17 protein-coding genes are annotated in these 18,808 nt (G+C 47.2%); 3 read left to right on the top strand and 14 right to left on the bottom strand.

What is annotated here, in order from left to right; all coding sequences use genetic code 11:
* Window positions 1-7 precede the first annotated feature (7 nt).
* The 5 genes from crcB to lrp form a co-directional block, all read right to left on the bottom strand.
* Entirely contained in the window at window positions 8-382 is a 375-nt protein-coding gene (crcB, locus tag JYB87_RS08840) for a fluoride efflux transporter CrcB (protein ID WP_207356473.1), read from the bottom strand.
* Window positions 375-1,706, bottom strand: coding sequence for a replication-associated recombination protein A (locus JYB87_RS08835; protein WP_207356472.1), 1,332 nt, complete (start codon window positions 1,704-1,706; stop codon window positions 375-377). The genes crcB and JYB87_RS08835 overlap by 8 nt, the downstream gene beginning before the upstream one ends.
* 2 nt (window positions 1,707-1,708) lie before the next feature.
* Window positions 1,709-2,317 (bottom strand): outer membrane lipoprotein chaperone LolA, encoded by a 609-nt coding sequence (lolA, locus tag JYB87_RS08830; protein ID WP_207356471.1) that lies wholly within the window; start codon window positions 2,315-2,317, stop codon window positions 1,709-1,711.
* A 15-nt stretch (window positions 2,318-2,332) separates the two neighbouring features.
* Complete coding sequence (locus JYB87_RS08825; protein ID WP_228729979.1) at window positions 2,333-4,879, bottom strand: DNA translocase FtsK; 2,547 nt, start codon at window positions 4,877-4,879, stop codon at window positions 2,333-2,335.
* Window positions 4,880-5,054: 175 nt separating this feature from the next.
* The gene (gene lrp, locus JYB87_RS08820) at window positions 5,055-5,546 is read right to left on the bottom strand and encodes a leucine-responsive transcriptional regulator Lrp (RefSeq protein WP_207356469.1); all 492 of its coding nucleotides are present in this window, start codon (window positions 5,544-5,546) and stop codon (window positions 5,055-5,057) included.
* Between the two features lie 175 nt (window positions 5,547-5,721).
* On the opposite strand from lrp, the gene ald reads away from it, so the two are divergent.
* Window positions 5,722-6,834: an alanine dehydrogenase gene (ald, locus tag JYB87_RS08815; RefSeq protein WP_207356468.1), complete on the top strand. Its 1,113-nt coding sequence runs from the start codon at window positions 5,722-5,724 to the stop codon at window positions 6,832-6,834.
* A gap of 147 nt (window positions 6,835-6,981) precedes the next feature.
* A complete protein-coding gene (gene trxB, locus JYB87_RS08810; RefSeq protein ID WP_207356467.1) occupies window positions 6,982-7,932 on the top strand; it encodes a thioredoxin-disulfide reductase in 951 nt (316 codons plus the stop codon).
* A gap of 90 nt (window positions 7,933-8,022) precedes the next feature.
* Here trxB and JYB87_RS08805 read toward each other — a convergent pair whose 3' ends face one another.
* The 4 genes from JYB87_RS08805 to JYB87_RS08790 all read right to left on the bottom strand — a co-directional run bounded on the left by JYB87_RS08805 (window position 8,023) and on the right by JYB87_RS08790 (window position 12,249).
* Complete coding sequence (locus JYB87_RS08805) at window positions 8,023-8,865, bottom strand: glucosaminidase domain-containing protein (RefSeq protein WP_207356466.1); 843 nt, start codon at window positions 8,863-8,865, stop codon at window positions 8,023-8,025.
* A gap of 150 nt (window positions 8,866-9,015) precedes the next feature.
* Window positions 9,016-10,209, bottom strand: coding sequence for an amino acid aminotransferase (locus JYB87_RS08800; protein WP_207356465.1), 1,194 nt, complete (start codon window positions 10,207-10,209; stop codon window positions 9,016-9,018).
* A gap of 177 nt (window positions 10,210-10,386) precedes the next feature.
* Entirely contained in the window at window positions 10,387-11,097 is a 711-nt protein-coding gene (gene hda, locus JYB87_RS08795; RefSeq protein WP_207356464.1) for a DnaA inactivator Hda, read from the bottom strand.
* Window positions 11,098-11,148: 51 nt separating this feature from the next.
* Entirely contained in the window at window positions 11,149-12,249 is a 1,101-nt protein-coding gene (locus JYB87_RS08790) for a DUF2066 domain-containing protein (RefSeq protein WP_207356463.1), read from the bottom strand.
* 212 nt (window positions 12,250-12,461) lie between these two features.
* Between JYB87_RS08790 and JYB87_RS08785 the strand changes: the two genes are divergently transcribed.
* Complete coding sequence (locus JYB87_RS08785; RefSeq protein WP_207356462.1) at window positions 12,462-13,688, top strand: uracil-xanthine permease family protein; 1,227 nt, start codon at window positions 12,462-12,464, stop codon at window positions 13,686-13,688.
* Between the two features lie 89 nt (window positions 13,689-13,777).
* Here JYB87_RS08785 and ruvB read toward each other — a convergent pair whose 3' ends face one another.
* From ruvB to aspS, 5 genes are all read right to left on the bottom strand, one after another.
* A complete protein-coding gene (ruvB, locus tag JYB87_RS08780) occupies window positions 13,778-14,782 on the bottom strand; it encodes a Holliday junction branch migration DNA helicase RuvB (protein ID WP_207356461.1) in 1,005 nt (334 codons plus the stop codon).
* 13 nt (window positions 14,783-14,795) lie between these two features.
* Window positions 14,796-15,413, bottom strand: a complete 618-nt coding sequence (ruvA, locus tag JYB87_RS08775) for a Holliday junction branch migration protein RuvA (protein ID WP_207356460.1) — start codon at window positions 15,411-15,413, stop codon at window positions 14,796-14,798.
* Complete coding sequence (gene ruvC / locus JYB87_RS08770; RefSeq protein WP_207356459.1) at window positions 15,410-15,931, bottom strand: crossover junction endodeoxyribonuclease RuvC; 522 nt, start codon at window positions 15,929-15,931, stop codon at window positions 15,410-15,412. Before ruvC ends, ruvA begins: the two co-directional genes overlap by 4 nt.
* A gap of 6 nt (window positions 15,932-15,937) precedes the next feature.
* Window positions 15,938-16,684 carry a YebC/PmpR family DNA-binding transcriptional regulator gene (locus tag JYB87_RS08765; protein WP_207356458.1) on the bottom strand — a complete coding sequence of 249 codons (747 nt, stop codon included), beginning with the start codon at window positions 16,682-16,684 and terminating at the stop codon, window positions 15,938-15,940.
* An 87-nt stretch (window positions 16,685-16,771) separates the two neighbouring features.
* A complete protein-coding gene (gene aspS / locus JYB87_RS08760; RefSeq protein ID WP_207356457.1) occupies window positions 16,772-18,556 on the bottom strand; it encodes an aspartate--tRNA ligase in 1,785 nt (594 codons plus the stop codon).
* Window positions 18,557-18,808 lie beyond the last annotated feature (252 nt).

The raw sequence follows: 18,808 nt of genomic DNA, 5'->3' as shown, positions 1-18,808 counted from the left end.
TTATTCGTTATACGCGTGAAAGAATCAATTGTTGCCCTAGGTACACCATCAATAAGCAAATACCTAGATTCAACGCCACATTTAAACTTGCCTTAAACAACTCTCCAGCCTGGATGAGTAATAAGGTTTCATTCGAAAAAGTTGAGAAAGTGGTTAGTGCGCCCATAAAGCCAACACCAAACAGCGCTTTCACTTCTGGGCTGATATGGCTCAACTGCGCCAACGCAGAAATCGCGCCCAGCAAAAAAGAGCCAAGTACATTAACCGCCAGTGTACCAAAAGGAAAACTTGTGCCAAATAGCTGGATCATAAATATCGAGATTGAATAGCGCAAAACTGCACCGCCTGCACCACCTAAGGCGATCAATGCCAGATTATTCATAGCGTTTCCTCTCACTTAACGCATCCATTTGCTGTAGCAGTTTCAATTTCTCCTGCATCCGCTTTTCAAAGCCCCGATTGGTTGGATGATAAAAACGACTATTTTTTAAGCTTTCCGGAAAATAGTTTTCACCTGCCGCATAGGCGTGCGCTTCATTGTGGGCATAACGATAGTCTTCACCAGCACCAATCGATGCCAATAACTTAGTCGGTGCATTACGTAAATGCATCGGCACAGGTTCGTTACCCGTTTCACGTGCCAGTTGTCGCGCAGCTGCATAGGCTTCGTAGACCGCATTGCTTTTAGGCGCGACAGCGAGATAGACAATGGCTTGGGCAATTGCGCGTTCCCCTTCAGCAGGCCCAACCCGATGGAAACAATCCCAAGCGTTAAGCGCTACAGTCATCGCTGTAGGGTCGGCATTCCCCACATCTTCAGATGCAATGGCTAACAACCGCCGCGCGACGTAAAGCGGATCGCAGCCGCCTTCCAGCATGCGGCTATACCAATATAAAGCTGCATCGGGCGCAGAACCGCGAATCGATTTATGCACTGCCGATATTAAGTCGTAATATTGATCGCCATTTTTATCAAAACCGGCTAACTGTTCGCCAGAGACTTGCGTCAGCATCTCCTTGGTAAACTCACCATGAGGAGGCAACATATCGGCCATCAGTTCGAGCAAGTTTAATGCGCGGCGAGCATCACCTTCAACGATATCCGCCAGTTGTTGCAGCACCTCGTCTGGCATTTGTAACTGCTGCTGCCCTAAGCCGCGTTCCGTATCATTTAAGGCTTGCAACACAATTTGGCGGATTTCAACATCGGCTAGACGCTTAATCAAGTAAACTCTGACACGACTTAGCAACGCGTTGTTGATTTCAAAGGATGGGTTTTCGGTGGTCGCGCCGACAAAAATGACCGTGCCGTCTTCAATAAACGGCAAAAATGCATCTTGTTGGCTTTTGTTGAAACGATGCACTTCATCGACAAATAACAGCGTGCGTTGGCCACGAGATTGGGCGATATTTTTAGCATGTTCAATCGCAGCGCGGATCTCTTTGACACCCGAGGTGACAGCGGAAATCCTTTCTACATGGGCATTGGCGTAGTGGGCAATTAATTCCGCCAGCGTCGTTTTACCGGTACCGGGCGGCCCCCAAAACATCATGGAATGCGCTTTGCCTGCTTCCAACGCTTTGCGCAGTGGTTGACCGTCACCCAGCAGATGTCCTTGACCAATATACTCATTCAGATCCCGCGGCCGCATTCGCGCGGCAAGCGGACGGAAATCTGGCGAGAAATCGAATCCTAAACTGTCCATAACTACTGGGCACCGTGGCGCTGATCGTCAATCGAGATACCTTCTGGCGCAACAAAGTTGAACAACCCATCATCCGCCGCTATCGCATGCTGTTCAGTTAATCGAAAACGGCTGATATTACTTTGATTATCATTTAACGAAATTTCAGTCAGCTGTTGGCCATTAAAACAAACCGACACTTGCTGCACACCGCTATCAGTTGCCTTGGGCGCTATGGTGAAACAGCCCGATTTTTCTGTGATATCAAATTGTTGCCAAGATGCCGCGTCACGATGTACTAATAGCGTCATTGGTGAAGTGGCAATCGCCTGATCGAGCGTCAGCACTGTGGCTTCTTCTGCAAATGGGTTATAAATCCATACATCTTGGCCGTCCGCCACTATTAACGATTCATCAGGCTCAGCTAAATGCCAGTAAAACCGGTTTGGCTGGGCAAGCGCTAACGTGCCAGTGCCAGATTGAATCACTTTGTTGTTTGCGTCGGTTACCGTTTGTTGAAACGTAGCGGAAAATGCTGGATTTACATCCAACTTGGCTTGTAACTCTGTAGCAGGAGTTGCCGCAGCAGACGCTGCAACCAACGCTAACGCCAATACAGAAAATTTCGTCATTAATACCTCTTTGCTTTATGACCTTGGCGGAGGTGGAGCTAACACCTCGCGGTTCCCGTTATGGCCTTGCGTGCTAACGATGCCTTGCATCTCCATCATTTCGATGATACGTGCCGCACGGTTATAACCGATTTTGAATTTACGCTGTACGCTTGAAATCGAGCCGCGGCGAGTTTCGGTGACAAAAGCAACCGCTTCATCATATAACTCGTCGTAGTCGTCATCGCCGCCTTCTGCCGCTTCACCCGGCAACAGCACTTGTTCACCTTCAGATGAACCATTAAGAATTTCATCGATGTATTGCGGTTTACCGCGCGCATGCCAGTCGTTAACAACCGCGTGAACTTCATCGTCATCAATGAATGCGCCGTGTACGCGAATAGGCACACTGGTGCCAGGCGGCAAATACAGCATGTCGCCCATACCTAACAAGGTTTCTGCCCCCTGCTGATCAAGAATGGTGCGAGAATCAATTCGTGATGACACTTGGAACGCAATACGCGTAGGAATGTTGGCTTTAATCAAACCAGTAATCACATCAACTGATGGCCGTTGGGTTGCTAGAATCAAGTGGATGCCAGCAGCACGGGCTTTTTGAGCGATACGAGCAATTAGCTCTTCAACTTTTTTGCCGACGATCATCATCATATCGGCAAATTCGTCCACTACGACAACGATTGATGGCAGCTTATCCAACGCGGCCGCTTCATCTTCCATACTGGTTTCAGCGCGCCATAACGGATCATAAATCACTTCACCCGCTTCTTTTGCTTTCTCAATTTTAGCGTTATAGCCTTTAAGGTTACGCACGCCGAGCATTGACATCAACTTGTAACGACGCTCCATCTCACCCACGCACCAACGCAATGCATTGGACGCTTCCTTCATATCGGTCACAACTTCACAGAGCAGATGCGGAATGCCTTCATATACAGATAATTCCAGCATTTTTGGGTCGATCATGATAAAGCGCACATCATCGGGAGATGATTTATACAGCAAACTGGTGATCATGACGTTCACCCCAACTGACTTACCTGAACCAGTGGTACCGGCCACCAATAAGTGAGGCATTTTAGCGAGGTCGACTACCACAGGTTCACCGGCAATATCTTGGCCAAGCACCATAGTGAGGTTGGATTTGTTTTCGGTAAAGGCTTGGCAATCAAGCACGTCGCGCAAAAATACGGTTTCGCGGAATTTGTTTGGTAACTCAATACCGACATAAGCTTTACCGGGGATAACTTCTACCACCCGCACACTTTCGGCCAACAATGAACGTGCTAGGTCTTTCGACAGATTAGAGATCTTCGATGCCTTAACGCCCGGTGCCAACTCCAGTTCAAAACGGGTGATAACCGGACCAGGATACACACCAACCACATTGGCGGTAATGCCAAAGTCAGCCAATTTGACTTCAACCAAACGGGCAATTTGCTGCAGTTCATCAGCGCTAATCGGGTTTTCCTTGCGATTTGGCACATTGAGCAAGTCGATACTTGGCAGCGGATTTTGTGGCTTTTGCCTAACAATCGGCTCTTCGCCGGGAATCACGATAATGCCATTTTCTACCCTCGCCTTTTGCGCCTGTAGTTGCCGTTGTTTAAGGGGTAATACGCCACTTGAGTGTGATTGGCCAAATGCGTCATCGGGTCGGTCAATGTCATCCGCATCCTCGTCATCAGGATATTGAGCGCTGAGATGGATAACAGGCTCAACACGTTCTGCCGTCGTCAGCGTCGTTTCGACCTCAGCGGTAGCGACTTTCCCTTTACGCACAAAGCGAGACAGAATTCCAGATTTTGGTTCTTGTCCGTCATCATCCAGCTCATCAGGCTCTAGAGCCGCCGTTTGCATCGCCCTAGGCTCGTCGTCTTGTTCACTATCACGACGTTGTTTAAACTTCTCAACAACGTTCATAAAGCCCTGAGTGTCACTTGACTCTTGTGGGGTACCGAAAGATTTCGGTAATTCCACCAATTTCTTCACACACCAAAAGGTAGCGAAGCCCACAGACTCAACCAAGGCGATCATGCTAATGCCGGTCATCAGAGTGAAGCCCGCACAAACAAAACATAGCAACAACAGCGTTGTGCCCAACTGATTGAAATAAGGCAGCATTGCTTGCCAAACCACGTCACCGGTAACGCCGCCGGCAGAAAACTCATAGATATCATCAGCATTCATCGAGGCTAACGCTGCCAAACTGGTCATTAGCAACAGAAAACCTATGATTCTTAATCCAACAGAAAAATAATCGACTTTATCGAACTGATAACTACGGCGAAACAGCAACCACCCCGTGGCAACCACGACAAGCGGAATACAATAAGCGGTGTAGCCCAAGAAATAGAACAGCACATCAGCAGTCCATGCGCCGACAGCGCCAGTGAGGTTTTTGATCTCACCAGAAAATTGTGACTGACTCCATCCCGGATCGGATGGATTGAAACTGCCCAGTGATAACAAGATGTAGACAGCGATCACCGCACAGGCAATCAATCCAATCTCCTGCAATCGCTGTAATCCCGACAAAGTTTTGATGCTATTTCCCTGAGACAAACCGGTATCCATCAATGAGTAGTGAAATGCAGCTAAGATACCAGAAACTTAGCTAAAGTGCAGTGCTGCTCCGCATATTGCGCAACATAGCATAGCTTTTTGAAGTTGAAGGGAAATTGAACAGAAATAAAGTTGTCTTTGGTGAGTCCAGACCAAAGACAACTTGGGTGAAAAATTAGCAATCGATATAGATTCGACTACTTTGTTTAACTTCTTCCATGACCACATAAGTACGCGTATCAGAAACCGAAGGAAGCTTTAACAAGGTTTCACCAAGTAGCTTACGATAGGCTGACATATCCTCTACTCGCGTTTTCAGCAAGTAGTCGAAATCCCCGGATACCAAATGACACTCCTGAATAGTATCTAGCAATTGCACCGCGCGATTGAATTTATCGAACACATCTGGCGTATCACGGCTCAGGGTGATTTCGATAAAAATTAGCAATGACGCGCCCAGCAATTGGGGATTTACTTGAGCGTTATAACCTTTGATATAACCTTGCTTCTCCAAACGTTTTACACGCTCTAAACAAGGCGTTGGACTGAGTCCTACCCTTTTTGACAACTCGACATTGGAAATTCGTCCGTCATTTTGCAATTCGTTAAGAATATTACGGTCGATTCTATCCAAGTCTTTAATAGTGCTCTTTTTTATTTCGGCCATTTTTTTAACCTGGTTATATCGGTAAAACGATATTTAATGTTGCGTATGTGTAAACTTCAGCAAGATAATCTGCTGATTCAATAATATACTAAATCCCGCTGACTTTTTTAGCCCAGCAGTTAATTATAACAAATATCCTACTCCCGACAGACGGGTTTACAATTGAGGCTCTACTATGAAGATTGGTGTTCCAAAAGAGATTAAAAACCACGAATATCGTGTTGGCATGGTACCTTCTGCAGTGAAAGAATTGACACTACAAGGTCACGAGGTTTTTGTCGAACAGAATGCCGGTAGTGGCATCGGCTTTGCCGATCAGGATTATGTTGACGCAGGTGCGCAGATCCTAGCTACTGCAGCTGAAGTTTTCGATATCGCAGAGATGATTGTAAAGGTAAAAGAGCCTCAAGCAGTCGAACGTGCCATGCTCAAGCATGACCAGATTTTATTTACTTATCTTCATTTGGCGCCAGATTTGCCTCAAACCGAAGATTTGATTAACAGCGGCGCTGTGTGTATTGCATACGAAACCGTAACTGATGATAAAGGCGGCCTGCCCCTACTCGCCCCTATGTCTGAAGTTGCTGGTCGCATGTCAATTCAAGCCGGTGCTATGGCGCTAGAAAAATCTCATGGTGGCCGTGGCATGCTGTTAGGTGGTGTACCGGGCGTTGAACCAGCCAAAGTTGTCATCATTGGTGGTGGTATGGTCGGCACTAACGCTGCGCAAATCGCAGTAGGCATGGGTGCAGATGTTACCGTACTTGACCGTTCGATTGATGTTTTACGTCGTTTGAACGTGCAGTTCGGTTCAAGTGTAAAAGCCGTGTATTCCACTGCCGATGCGATTGAAAAGCACGTTCTGGAAGCAGATTTGGTGATTGGCGGCGTGCTGATCCCAGGTGCTGCAGCCCCAAAACTCGTGACACGCGAAATGATCGCTGCGATGAAGCCTGGCAGTGCAATTGTTGACGTTGCCATCGACCAAGGCGGTTGCGTTGCAACCTCAAAAGCAACAACACACCAAGACCCAACTTATATCGTTGACGACGTGGTGCACTACTGTGTGGCCAACATGCCTGGGGCCGTAGCGCGCACCTCAACCTTCGCTCTGAACAACGCCACCCTGCCATACATTCTGAAGCTGGCTAAACTTGGCTACAAAGAAGCACTTACCCAAGATAAACACTTGCTGAATGGTCTGAACGTGATGCACGGTAAATTGACCTGTAAAGAAGTGGCAGAAGCTCACGGATTGGAATATACCCCAGTAGCCGCTGTGCTGTAATTGCGACTACTTCTGTACTGATTAAAAAAGGAGCCATTGGCTCCTTTTTTCGATTAGCACAATCTTCAATAATCCGTGCACCTTGCTTTACCCACAGCAATAAATTACCTAAAATCCATGCCACTTAATGAACGGACGGAGATTCAAATGAGCGAATCCAAACATTGCCAGTTACTGATCTTAGGTTCAGGCCCTGCCGGATATACTGCAGCAGTTTATGCTGCGCGGGCGAACCTTAATCCTGTGTTGATCACTGGCATGCAGCAAGGTGGCCAATTAACGACAACAACTGAAGTTGAAAACTGGCCGGGCGATGCTGATGAGTTAACGGGGCCGTTGTTGATGGATCGCATGCAAAAACATGCTGAGAAGTTCAATACCGAGATCATTTTTGATCACATCAACGAAGTGGAATTATCAAATCGCCCGTTCACGCTTAAAGGTGACAACGGCGTTTATACCTGTGATGCCTTGATCATCTGTACTGGCGCATCTGCCAAATATCTCGGATTACCTTCTGAAGATGCATTTAAAGGCCGTGGTGTATCAGCATGCGCGACATGTGACGGTTTCTTTTATCGTAATCAGAAAGTTGCAGTGATCGGTGGTGGTAATACCGCTGTTGAAGAAGCACTTTATCTATCGAATATTGCCGCTGAAGTTCATGTGATTCACCGTCGTGATAACTTCCGCTCTGAGAAAATTCTCATTGACCGTCTGATGGATAAAGTCGCAAACGGCAACATCGTGCTGCACTTAGATAGCACCTTGGAAGAAGTGGTTGGTGACGATATGGGTGTGACTGGTGCCAAAATCAAAAGCACCAAAGATAGCAGCATCACTGAACTGGCGGTTGCCGGCGTGTTCGTGGCGATTGGTCACAGCCCTAACACCGACATTTTTGCGGGTCAGCTTGAGATGAACAACGGTTATCTCAAAGTTAACAGCGGCCTGCATGGTAATGCGACCCAAACCAGCGTAGAAGGTGTCTTTGCAGCAGGCGACGTGATGGACCAACATTATCGCCAAGCCATTACCTCTGCCGGTACTGGTTGTATGGCAGCGCTTGATGCGGAACGCTTCTTAGATAAAGCCTAAACTTCTGCATAACTGATGGTTTAAAAAGAAAAAGCCCGAGATTATCGGGCTTTTTTACATCTATATTTCATCGCCTGACTGTACAGAGATTCAACTGTTGAGAGCAGTTGTCGTTTGCGGTGAGCTGGTCGGCATATCAAAAAACTCTTCGTTGTGACGCAGCATATCGAGCAATTCGTCGATATAGGCTTCTTGCCGTTCAGAATAATTCACTAAGCCGTAGATCAATTTCTCAGCCGTCAGCGGCTGCGCTTGCGCCCGCATATCAGCGCGAATTGAGCGAAACAACCTGTAAGCTGCATTCGAATTTAGGTTATTCATGTATGAGGCAATCGATTCATCAACACTGGCAAATACTTTCACCTCATGCACCTGACCATCACCACGCTGTTGCGGTACTAGGCCACAGCCCTCTGTAAAACACCATTGACCAAAAAAGTTAAATCCTTCTTTGGCAAAACGAGAGCTCCCCCACCCTGATTCATTGGCTGCTTGGATCAGCACCATAGGTTCAGGAATCACATCCACCCGACTTAGCAAGCTTTTAACCGCTGAGTCATCGATATTACGAATGCTATATTCATATTTTTCCGCGATCGATTGCACTCGGTACACCTCGGCATTATCGAGCATTAAGCCGTTAGCAAGATGCGATTGCACCGAGAGCAAAAATTTGCGTTCACTTAAAATAATGCGGTTTTGTTTACGCACTGCAGGACGTAGGAACTCGAAAAATGCCTTCTTCTTGGCATCGACATCGTCCATTGCAGCAAAATCTGGAATAAGATTAACACCTAATTGGTTCTTCTTAACCAGTGGTGCGCTTTGTGAATCGGACTCATTTAGCGGAATAAAAATCACACGTAATGCAATAACCGCTAGGATCACCACGGCGACCGCTAACACAGATGAACCCACTCTGCCTGTTCTCAAACAGCCCCCTAACATTAACAACTGAACTCTGTTAACCGCGAATTATAAGCTAGCCGTCTCAAATCACAAAATTTGTCCCTTGTGCGATGCCGTTACCGCCCACAAAAAAGGCCGCAAACGCGGCCTTTTTGAAATTATTTATCTGATTAATCAAATAATTTTAGCAATCGCTTTACAGATCACCGGTACGTTTGTGGTGGTCATACCGGCAACGCTGATTCGGCCAGAACCGACAATATAAATGCCAAATTCGTTCTTAAGTTGTTCAACTTGCTGCTTATTCAAACCGGAGAAGCTGAACATCCCTTTTTGACCAGAAATGAACGAAAAGTCTTGCTGGACACCTTCTGCAGCCAGTGTTTCAACAAACAACTGGCGCATTTTCGCGATACGTTCACGCATTTCTGTTACTTCATTTTCCCAAAGGGCTCTTAATTCAGGATTGCTCAGAATAGTACTCACAATCAAGGCACCATGTGCTGGCGGATTCGAGTAGTTGGCACGAATAGTACGTTTGACTTGGCTAAACGCTTTCTCACCTTCCGCTTGGTCTTTAGCAACGATGGTCACCGCACCAATACGTTCGTTGTACAAGCCAAAGTTTTTAGAAAATGAGTTCGCGACTAAGAATTCAGGCACTGCAGCGGCCACAGTACGTAAACCGATAGCGTCTTCTTCCACACCATCACCAAAACCTTGATAAGCAAAGTCAAACAGTGGCACCAAGCCTTTGGCTGCAACCAATTCTGCAATCGCCTGCCATTGTTCAACAGTAGGATCAATACCAGATGGGTTGTGGCAACAACCGTGCAGCAATACTAAATCACCTGCTGCTGCAGTGTTGAGATCGTCAACCATTGCGCTGAAATCTAACCCTTGAGTGGCTGCATCATAGTAACGATATTCTTTAATGGTCAGCCCTGCTGCTTCGAAGATATTTTTGTGGTTGGCCCACGTTGGATTACTTACCCAAATCACTTTGCTGTCAGTGTTGTTAACCAAAAATTCAGCCGCCACACGCAAGGAACCTGTACCACCAGGTGCTTGCGCAGTAAACGCACGCCCCGCGCTAATAATGGCACTGTCAGTACCAAACAACAGTTCCTGAACAACTTTGTTATAAAGCTGTACACCCTCAATGCCGAGATAATTTTTACTACTTTCTTCTTTCAGCAATTTTTCTTCTGCAAGTTTTACTGACTTTAATACAGGCGTCAGTCCTTCGTCGGTTTTGTAAACACCAACACCAAGGTTCACTTTGTCTTCACGAGGGTCTTTTTTAAAGGCTTCGGTTAAGCCTAAGATAGGATCTGCTGGAGCAGCAGCGACGTTGGTAAATATCATCACGGTATCCTGTTATGTAGGAGGTAGGGCTTTAATGCGACAGTTATATCATTCCTGTGATTATCGACATAGATCAAGCTCAAAAAACGCTATCGATCGCTGAACAAATTAGCGATTCAGCAATTTATTTTCCATGTGATTCACAAACAAAAAATATTGTCGCATTCAGGCGCTAGACTAAAGTCGCAAAATCTCTTTGATAAAAGGAATCGTCAGTTTCCGTTGATGCACCATTGAAGCCTTATCGAGCTTGTCGAGCACATCAAATAAGGTGCGTAAATCCCGCGCTAAACGACTTAATAAGAACTTTCCACTATCTTCCGGCAGTTGCAAACCACGCATCGCAGCACGGCGTTGCAGTGCGGCTAGTTTTTCCTCATCGGCCATTGGGTTTAGTTGGTAACTCAGTCCCCACTGCATGCGAGAGACCAAATCCGGCAAGCTAAAACCGGCGTCAGCTGGCGCGTTTCGTCCCGCAACAATCAGGGCACAATTGCCCTGCTCTGCCACACGGTTGTAGAGATCAAATAAGGCTTCTTCCCATAGTGGATGCCCAGCGATCGCATCCACATCGTCAATACACACCAAATCTAACTGCTCTAATCGCTCTAACAGTGCTGGCGAAATACTGGCATGGATACTTAATGGCACGTAGAAATTACTGCGACTCAGCTCATTGGCATGGGCGCACGCAGCATGTAACAGATGGGTACGGCCTGATTTTTCTGGCCCCCAAAGATACAAAGACTGTTGCTTTTGTCCTTCTGCTGCGCCACCAAGCGCTTTTATTAATTCGTCGTTACCTGCTGCGGGATAATAACTTTCAAACGTTTCGTCATCTGGAAGATAAACTGGCAAAGACAGCTGTATTGGATTGCTATGACTCAATCGATGGATCCCACTTACTTTAAAAATTTACGGTATTACTAAACAGCAAAATTATTGTTCTGCCCAACGGTATCGACCCACCAAGTGCGCGTCACTCTCTGCAGTACCTGTGGCAACTGGCAAAGATTCATTCGTCGTCAATGGGCTCATCCGCGGTTCGAGTCGCAGCACGTTGGCTAAATCATCACGACTACCAATAAGTTGTAGTTGATAACGTACGCGATCTGCTTTTATCGATTTCACGCTAAATTGCTTCACCACCGTGAGTTGGCTGAAAAACCCATCAATAGCTACTAACTGCCGCATTGCATGAATGCCACTAAACTCAATTTCAGCGACATCGGCCAAGCCAGAATCGGTCACCGCATATTGCGATACGAAATAATCCGATAGTGAAAGCATGATTTCACCAATAGCCTCTTCGCGCGATGCGACTGTGCCACTGCGAGTGGCCAAAGCGGGTGCATACGGATTATTCGCTGCAGCCTTTGAATACAAAGCTACTTCAAATTGAATCGATTGATCAGCCACTGTTTGGATTGACGCGAGTGCAAAATAGTCAGCCTGGTAACGCAACGATGCTTTGGCAACTGTATTAGCAAACATGCCTCTTACATCGTTAACACTAACCGCCATCAAGTCGTCTAAATCCAGCAGCGGCAACACCAACGGAATACCACGCGCGGTTGACGCCTTTGAAAAATCATTGCGTTCAGTTGACTCCGCAGCATCGGCAATCAGTTGCGATTCCCCACTGATATCAGAGGCTAACCAAACTAAGGTTAACGGGCGCTGCTTGCCCCACACGGGTAAGCCTGCGTCTCGCAATAATTTGATGATTTTGTCATGGTCAAAGGTAGCGTTGAGTTGTAAACCCGCCTCTGTCTTATCGTAGGAATATTGCACCACGAGCGCAGAAGCATCTCCCATGATAGCGGCAATTTGGGGATTGTCTTTCAGCGCTTTGGCACCAGAGTTGAGCTGCAGCACGTTAAATAGTGCTTGTCGCAGTGCTTGATTGCGATCGGCATCGGAACGAGAGTCTACAATTGCACTCGATTGATCGAGCTTAGCAATCTCGACGGCATTCGCCTGAAACATTGAACACAGAACGCCTAATGCGACAATAATCCCTGATATCTGTTTGAGCATACTTGCCTAGCTGCCTACGATGGAGTTGGCGCAAGTGTACCACAGATATCGCCTTAGCAAATCTATCAAACACGGCTCAAGAATCACTTGCTCAGTTACTGTAATAAAACCACATGAATTGGTAAAAATTTGAGCTAAATCTTCAAAATATTTCTGAACGCTAATGCGCTTGCTGGTAGCATATGCCGGATTTTATCAACATGGGCAAAACAATGAAAAACCTAACCCTTCCACTGCAAGGCGCACAGATGTTATTCGTCGCCTTCGGCGCGTTGGTATTGGTACCGTTACTGACGGGACTAAACGCCAGTGTCGCCCTATTTACCGCAGGTATTGGTACCTTGATCTTTCAAGTCTGTACCAAACGTGAAGTACCTGTATTTTTGGCATCATCATTCGCCTTTATTGCACCGATCACTTTTGGTGTTCAACATTGGGGTATTGCATCAACGATGGGCGGTTTGATCGCTGCCGGCTGTGTGTATCTAGTGCTGGCGACTGTAATTAAACTACGCGGTTCCGATTTTATTAAGAAGCTGCTACCACCGGTCGTCGTGGGGCCAGTGATTATTATCATCGGTCTTGGTCTTGCACCTACGGCAGTCAATATGGCTCTAGGGAAAAGCGGTGACGGTTCAATCGTAATCGTTGAACAACAAGCCGCTATTTGGATATCGATCATTTCACTGGTGACAACCATTGCGGTCGCCATCTTTGCCAAAGGTTTACTGAAATTGATGCCTATCGTTTCAGGTATCCTTGTGGGTTACATCCTGAGTCTATTTATGGGCATCGTCAGCTTCGATAAAATCACCGAAGCGGCTTGGTTCGCGATTCCAGATTTCGTTGCGCCAGAGTTTAACTGGTACGCAATTGCCTACATGATCCCCGTAGCTATCGCTCCTGCCGTTGAGCATATTGGCGATATCGTGGCAATTTCAAACGTGACGGGTAAAGACTTCTTTAAAAAGCCTGGCCTACACCGCACCTTAGCGGGTGACGGTTTAGCCACTATCGCGGCAACCGCCTTTGGTGGACCACCAAACACTACTTACTCTGAAGTAACCGGTGCAGTAACTCTGACCAAAAACTTCAACCCAGTAGTGATGACTTGGGCTGCGGTATGCGCCATTGTGTTGGCCTTCGTGGGCAAGTTGGGTGCGGCACTGCAAACCATTCCTGTGCCAGTGATGGGCGGCATCATGTGTCTATTGTTCGGTTCAATTGCCGCTGTCGGCTTGAACTCAATGATTAAGGCACAAGTTGATCTGAACGAACCACGTAATCTGGCAATTGTGGGGGTTACCTTGGTATTCGGTATCGGCGGTATGGCATTTGGTATCGGTGAGTTTAGTCTGTCAGGTATCAGCTTGTGCGGTATTGTGGCGATCCTGATGAACCTGATCCTGCCACACGGTCATCACAAACCATCGCATTAATTATTCGATGACCGGATACAAAAAAGCAGCTCACCAATCGAGCTGCTTTTTTTATCACGTAGCGCTTAACTAGTTGGCTTCGATAGTCATCATTCTGGTTTGACCATCTCAAAATGACGATAGGCTCTATCGGTGGCAATTCGGCCTCGCGGTGTGCGTTGGATAAAGCCTTGTTGAATCAAAAACGGCTCTAACACGTCCTCGATTGTTTCCCGCTCTTCACCAATCGCCGCCGCTAAATTATCTAAACCGACTGGGCCGCCCATAAACTTATCAATAATCGCCAACAGAAGTTTGCGGTCCATGTAATCGAAGCCCTCACCATCGACATCGAGCATGTCTAAAGCTTGTTGTGCGACGTGTTGAGTTACACGTCCATCGTGCTTCACTTCGGCATAGTCACGCACTCGGCGTAATAAACGATTAGCTATACGCGGCGTACCCCGCGAACGTCGCGCAATTTCACGGGCGCCCAACTCGTCAAGCGGCAACTCGAGCATAGCCGCAGAGCGCGCCACAATAGTGCTCAAATCATCGACATTATAAAATTCTAGCCGCAGCGGAATACCAAAACGCGCGCGTAATGGCGAGGTTAACGCTCCGGCGCGCGTGGTAGCCCCTACGAGAGTGAACGGCGGAATATCCAATTTGATTGAACGCGCCGCAGGGCCTTCACCAATCATGATATCGAGCTGGTAGTCTTCCATTGCCGGATAGAGGATCTCTTCAACTACCGGACTCAGGCGATGGATCTCATCAATAAACAGCACATCACCGGCTTCAAGGTTAGTTAACAAGGCGGCCAAGTCCCCTGCTTTCTCAAGTACCGGACCAGAGGTGGATTTAATATTCACCCCCATTTCATTGGCCACAATCATCGCCAAGGTAGTTTTACCCAATCCAGGCGGACCGTAGATCAACATGTGGTCTAACGCTTCGTTTCGATTTTTGGCGGCTTGAATAAAAACTTTTAATTGCTCGCGCGCTTCATTTTGGCCCGTGTATTCATCAAGCAATTTTGGCCGCATCGCGCGGTCAATCAATTCATCTTGAGGATTACTGTGCGGCTGAATGAGACGATCTGCTTCTATCATGAATGGCTATTTCCTATAGCATCGATTTTAGCGCGGCTTTAATCAATGTTTCTGAATCCATGCCTTCAACAAAGGCACTCGACACAGCTTTACTGGCTTGGGCAGGTTTATAGCCGAGCGACAATAAGGCTGCGATGGCATCTTCCTCTGCAGTGTTCTCAACTGGCGCTGGGGTGAAGTTGGATTTCAGCACAAATTCGCGCTCATTGCCGCTTGAGGCTTCCATCAAGCTCTTCAATTTGTCACGCATCTCAACCAACAAGCGTTCGGCAGTTTTCTTACCAACGCCAGGCAATTTAACCAGCGTGGCAATATCATCACGTTCAACACAGCCGACAAACTCACTGGCGGTCAAGCCCGATAAAATCGTCAACGCTAACTTGGGACCAACACCGTTGGCTTTGATCAACAAGCGAAACAACGAGCGCTCTTGCTTCGTGATAAAGCCATAAAGCAATTGTGCATCTTCACGCACCACAAAATGGGTGTAGATGGTTGCCGCTTGATTCAGCTCAGGCAACTCATAAAAGCTGGTGAGCGGCATCTGTAATTCGTAGCCAACACCGTGCACATCAATTAATACATCTGGCGCTTGTTTTTCAACAATCAAGCCTTGTAAACGACCAATCATCGATATCTTCCGTAAGTTCTGCTACTGGCTTGACCGCCCATTGCTACCAAGCTTTGACAGGTATGATAATGACATACTGCCACACTCAGTGCATCTGCGGCATCAGCTTGCGGTTTGCCGGGCAACTTTAAGATTTGGGTAATCATGTGCTGCACTTGGGTCTTTTGCGCCCGACCAGTACCAACAACCGCACTTTTAATTTGTGTTGCAGTGTATTCCGATACCGGTAAGCCAGCGTTGGTCGCTGCGACAATGGCAGCACCACGGGCTTGTCCTAGCTTTAAAGCAGAATCGGCGTTTTTGGCAAGAAAGACTTTTTCAATGGCCATCTGCTCGGGTTGATATTGGCGAATGATTTCACTAATACCCATGAAGATTTGCTGCAGACGTTGCGGTAAGTCATCGGAAGCGGTGCGAATACAACCGCTGCCGAGATAAATTTGGTGGCGACCCTGACACTGAATCACACCATAACCAGTGATCCGCGAGCCAGGGTCAATCCCTAAAATGATGGGCATAGAGTCTTAGCCCAGCTTGTCCATCACTTCATCAGAGATTTCAGCGTTGTGATACACTTCTTGCACGTCGTCGTGGTCTTCCAACGTATCAATTAAACGCAGGAATTTCGCTGCAGTTTCTTCATCGAGATCCGCTTTGGTTGACGGCACCATGGTGACTTCAGCGTTAACTGATTCAAATCCGGCTGCGTCCAATGCGTCTTTTACCGCACCAAACGCTGCTGGTTCGGTGTAAACATCGATAGAACCATCATCATTTACTTGCACGTCATCAGCACCGCTTTCAAGGGCAACTTCCATGATGGCATCTTCATTAATGCCCGCTTCGTAGCTGATAATACCTTGCTTGGTAAACAGGTAAGCCACCGAACCATCAGTTCCTAAGTTACCACCTGATTTATTGAATGCGTTACGCACACCTGTCACGGTGCGATTACGGTTATCCGTCATACATTCAACTAGCACCGCTGTACCGCCTGGACCATAACCTTCGTAGGTAATGGTTTCCAAGTTTTGCCCATCTAATTCACCTGCGCCACGCTTGATTGCGCGATCAACGGTGTCACGGGTCATGTTGTTAGACAGCGCTTTATCGATGGCAGCGCGTAGACGTGGGTTTGAATCTGGATCTGAACCACCTTCACGGGCTGACACTGTCAGTTCGCGAATGAATTTGGTGAACAGTTTACCGCGCTTAGCGTCTTGCGCAGCTTTACGGTGTTTGATGTTGGCCCACTTACTATGACCTGCCATAACTTACTCCTCTTTATCGGAAAATAGTCGCCCGATAGATAAACAGACCGAGGCAAATGCCTCGGTTTGATTCAAATTAAACAAAAATTATTCTGATTTTTCAGCAGCTTTTTCTGCTTTAGTGACATCGATACCCAATTCAATCAGCTGCTGTGGATTTGCCAAGCTTGGCGCATCGGTCAATGGACACGCAGCAGTGGTTGTTTTAGGGAATGCCATTACATCACGGATTGATGTCGCGCCAGTCATCAACATCACCATACGGTCTAACCCGAAGGCCAAACCTGCATGTGGAGGTGTGCCATAACGCAACGCTTCCAATAGGAAGCCAAACTTCTCTTGAGCTTCTTCATCAGAAATGCCCAAGATTTTAAATACAGTCGCTTGCATATCCTGTCTATGGATACGCACTGAACCACCGCCCAGCTCAACACCGTTTAATACCATGTCATAAGCGTCTGACACGGCAGTACCTGGGTTAGCAGCTAACTCTTCTGCAGTCACAGTACTTGGCGCGGTAAATGGGTGGTGAACGGCATACCAGCGGCCGTCCGCTTTCTCAAACATTGGGAAGTCAACCACCCAAAGTGGTCTCCATTCGCCCTGCAGCAAGTCGAAATCTTGACCCAACTTCAAGCGCAATGCGCCCATAGCTTCAGCCACAACGTTGGCTTTGTCAGCACCAAACAGAATAATGTCGCCTGACTGCGCTTCAACGCGGGCCAGAATATTGCTAACGATCTCTTCATTCAAGAACTTCAGCACAGGTGACTGAATACCGTCTAAACCTGCATTGATGTCATTAATCTTCATCCACGCCAAGCCTTTGGCACCATAGATGCCAACATACTTGGTGTATTCGTCGATTTGCTTACGAGACAAGCTAGCGCCATTTGGCACTTTGATAGCAGCAACACGACCTTCGGCATCATTGGCTGGGCCTTGGAATACCGCAAACTCGACGTCTTTGACTAAGTCAGCAACATCGACCAGCTCAAGCGGGTTACGCAGATCTGGCTTATCTGAGCCGAAACGACGCATCGCTTCGTCCCAGGTCATTTTCGGGAATTCGCCTAAATCGACATTCAACAGTTCAAGGAACAGGCCACGTACCATCTCTTCGGTCTTCGCCATCACCTGCTCTGAGGTCATGAACGAGGTTTCGATATCGATCTGAGTAAATTCAGGTTGACGGTCAGCACGTAAGTCTTCGTCACGGAAACATTTTACGATCTGATAGTAACGGTCAAAACCTGACATCATCAGCAACTGTTTGAACAGCTGTGGCGATTGTGGCAAGGCGAAGAAGTGACCTTTATAAGTACGGCTAGGTACCAAATAGTCACGCGCACCTTCTGGTGTTGCCTTGGTTAGAATAGGGGTTTCGATATCCAAGAAGCCGTTGCTATCCAGATAACGACGTACAGCGCTGGTCACTTTAGCGCGGAAAATCAAACGCTGTGTCATTTCTGGGCGACGAAGATCGAGATAACGATATTTCAGACGTTGCTCTTCACTGTTGTTTTGGAAGTTATCCATGCTCAGCGGCAGTGGCTCAGAGGCGTTGATAATCGTCAGAGCAGTACCTAACACTTCGATTTCGCCAGTGCGCATGTTTGGATTAACTTGGCTATCTGGGCGAGCGCGTACTAAGCCTTTTACCTGTACACAGAATTCGCTACGCAGTGAGCTGGCAACGTCGAAGACTTCTGGCAAGTCAGGATCATACACAACTTGGATCAGACCTTCGCGGTCACGTAAATCCAAAAACACCACGCCGCCCAAGTCACGGCTACGGTTAACCCAACCTACTAAAGTTACTTCTTGTCCAACGTGAGACTTGTTAACGTCCCCACAATAATGGCTGCGCATCGTATTTTCCTTTGTTGCTGCCGGATGGCGCCGGTACGAAAATATATTTTGGGGCAGCATTATATTGAATTAATGCCATTTACCAAAGCCCCGCGAATCTAGACGGTGAAGTATCAAACACTTTACTGAATTTGACCATAGTTCTGTCTCTCAGAGTGAAGATGAGCGTTCAAAATAACAGCAGTAATCGTGTAAAAACTGCGATATTGAGGTCGATGTGGTGAATTTGTTGCTGCTAAGGCATAGAAATTT

This window comes from Shewanella avicenniae (assembly GCF_017354945.1).
Lineage (GTDB): Bacteria > Pseudomonadota > Gammaproteobacteria > Enterobacterales > Shewanellaceae > Shewanella > Shewanella avicenniae.
Note: the sequence above shows the minus strand (reverse complement) of the source record. Positions and strands in the feature narration are given on the sequence as shown.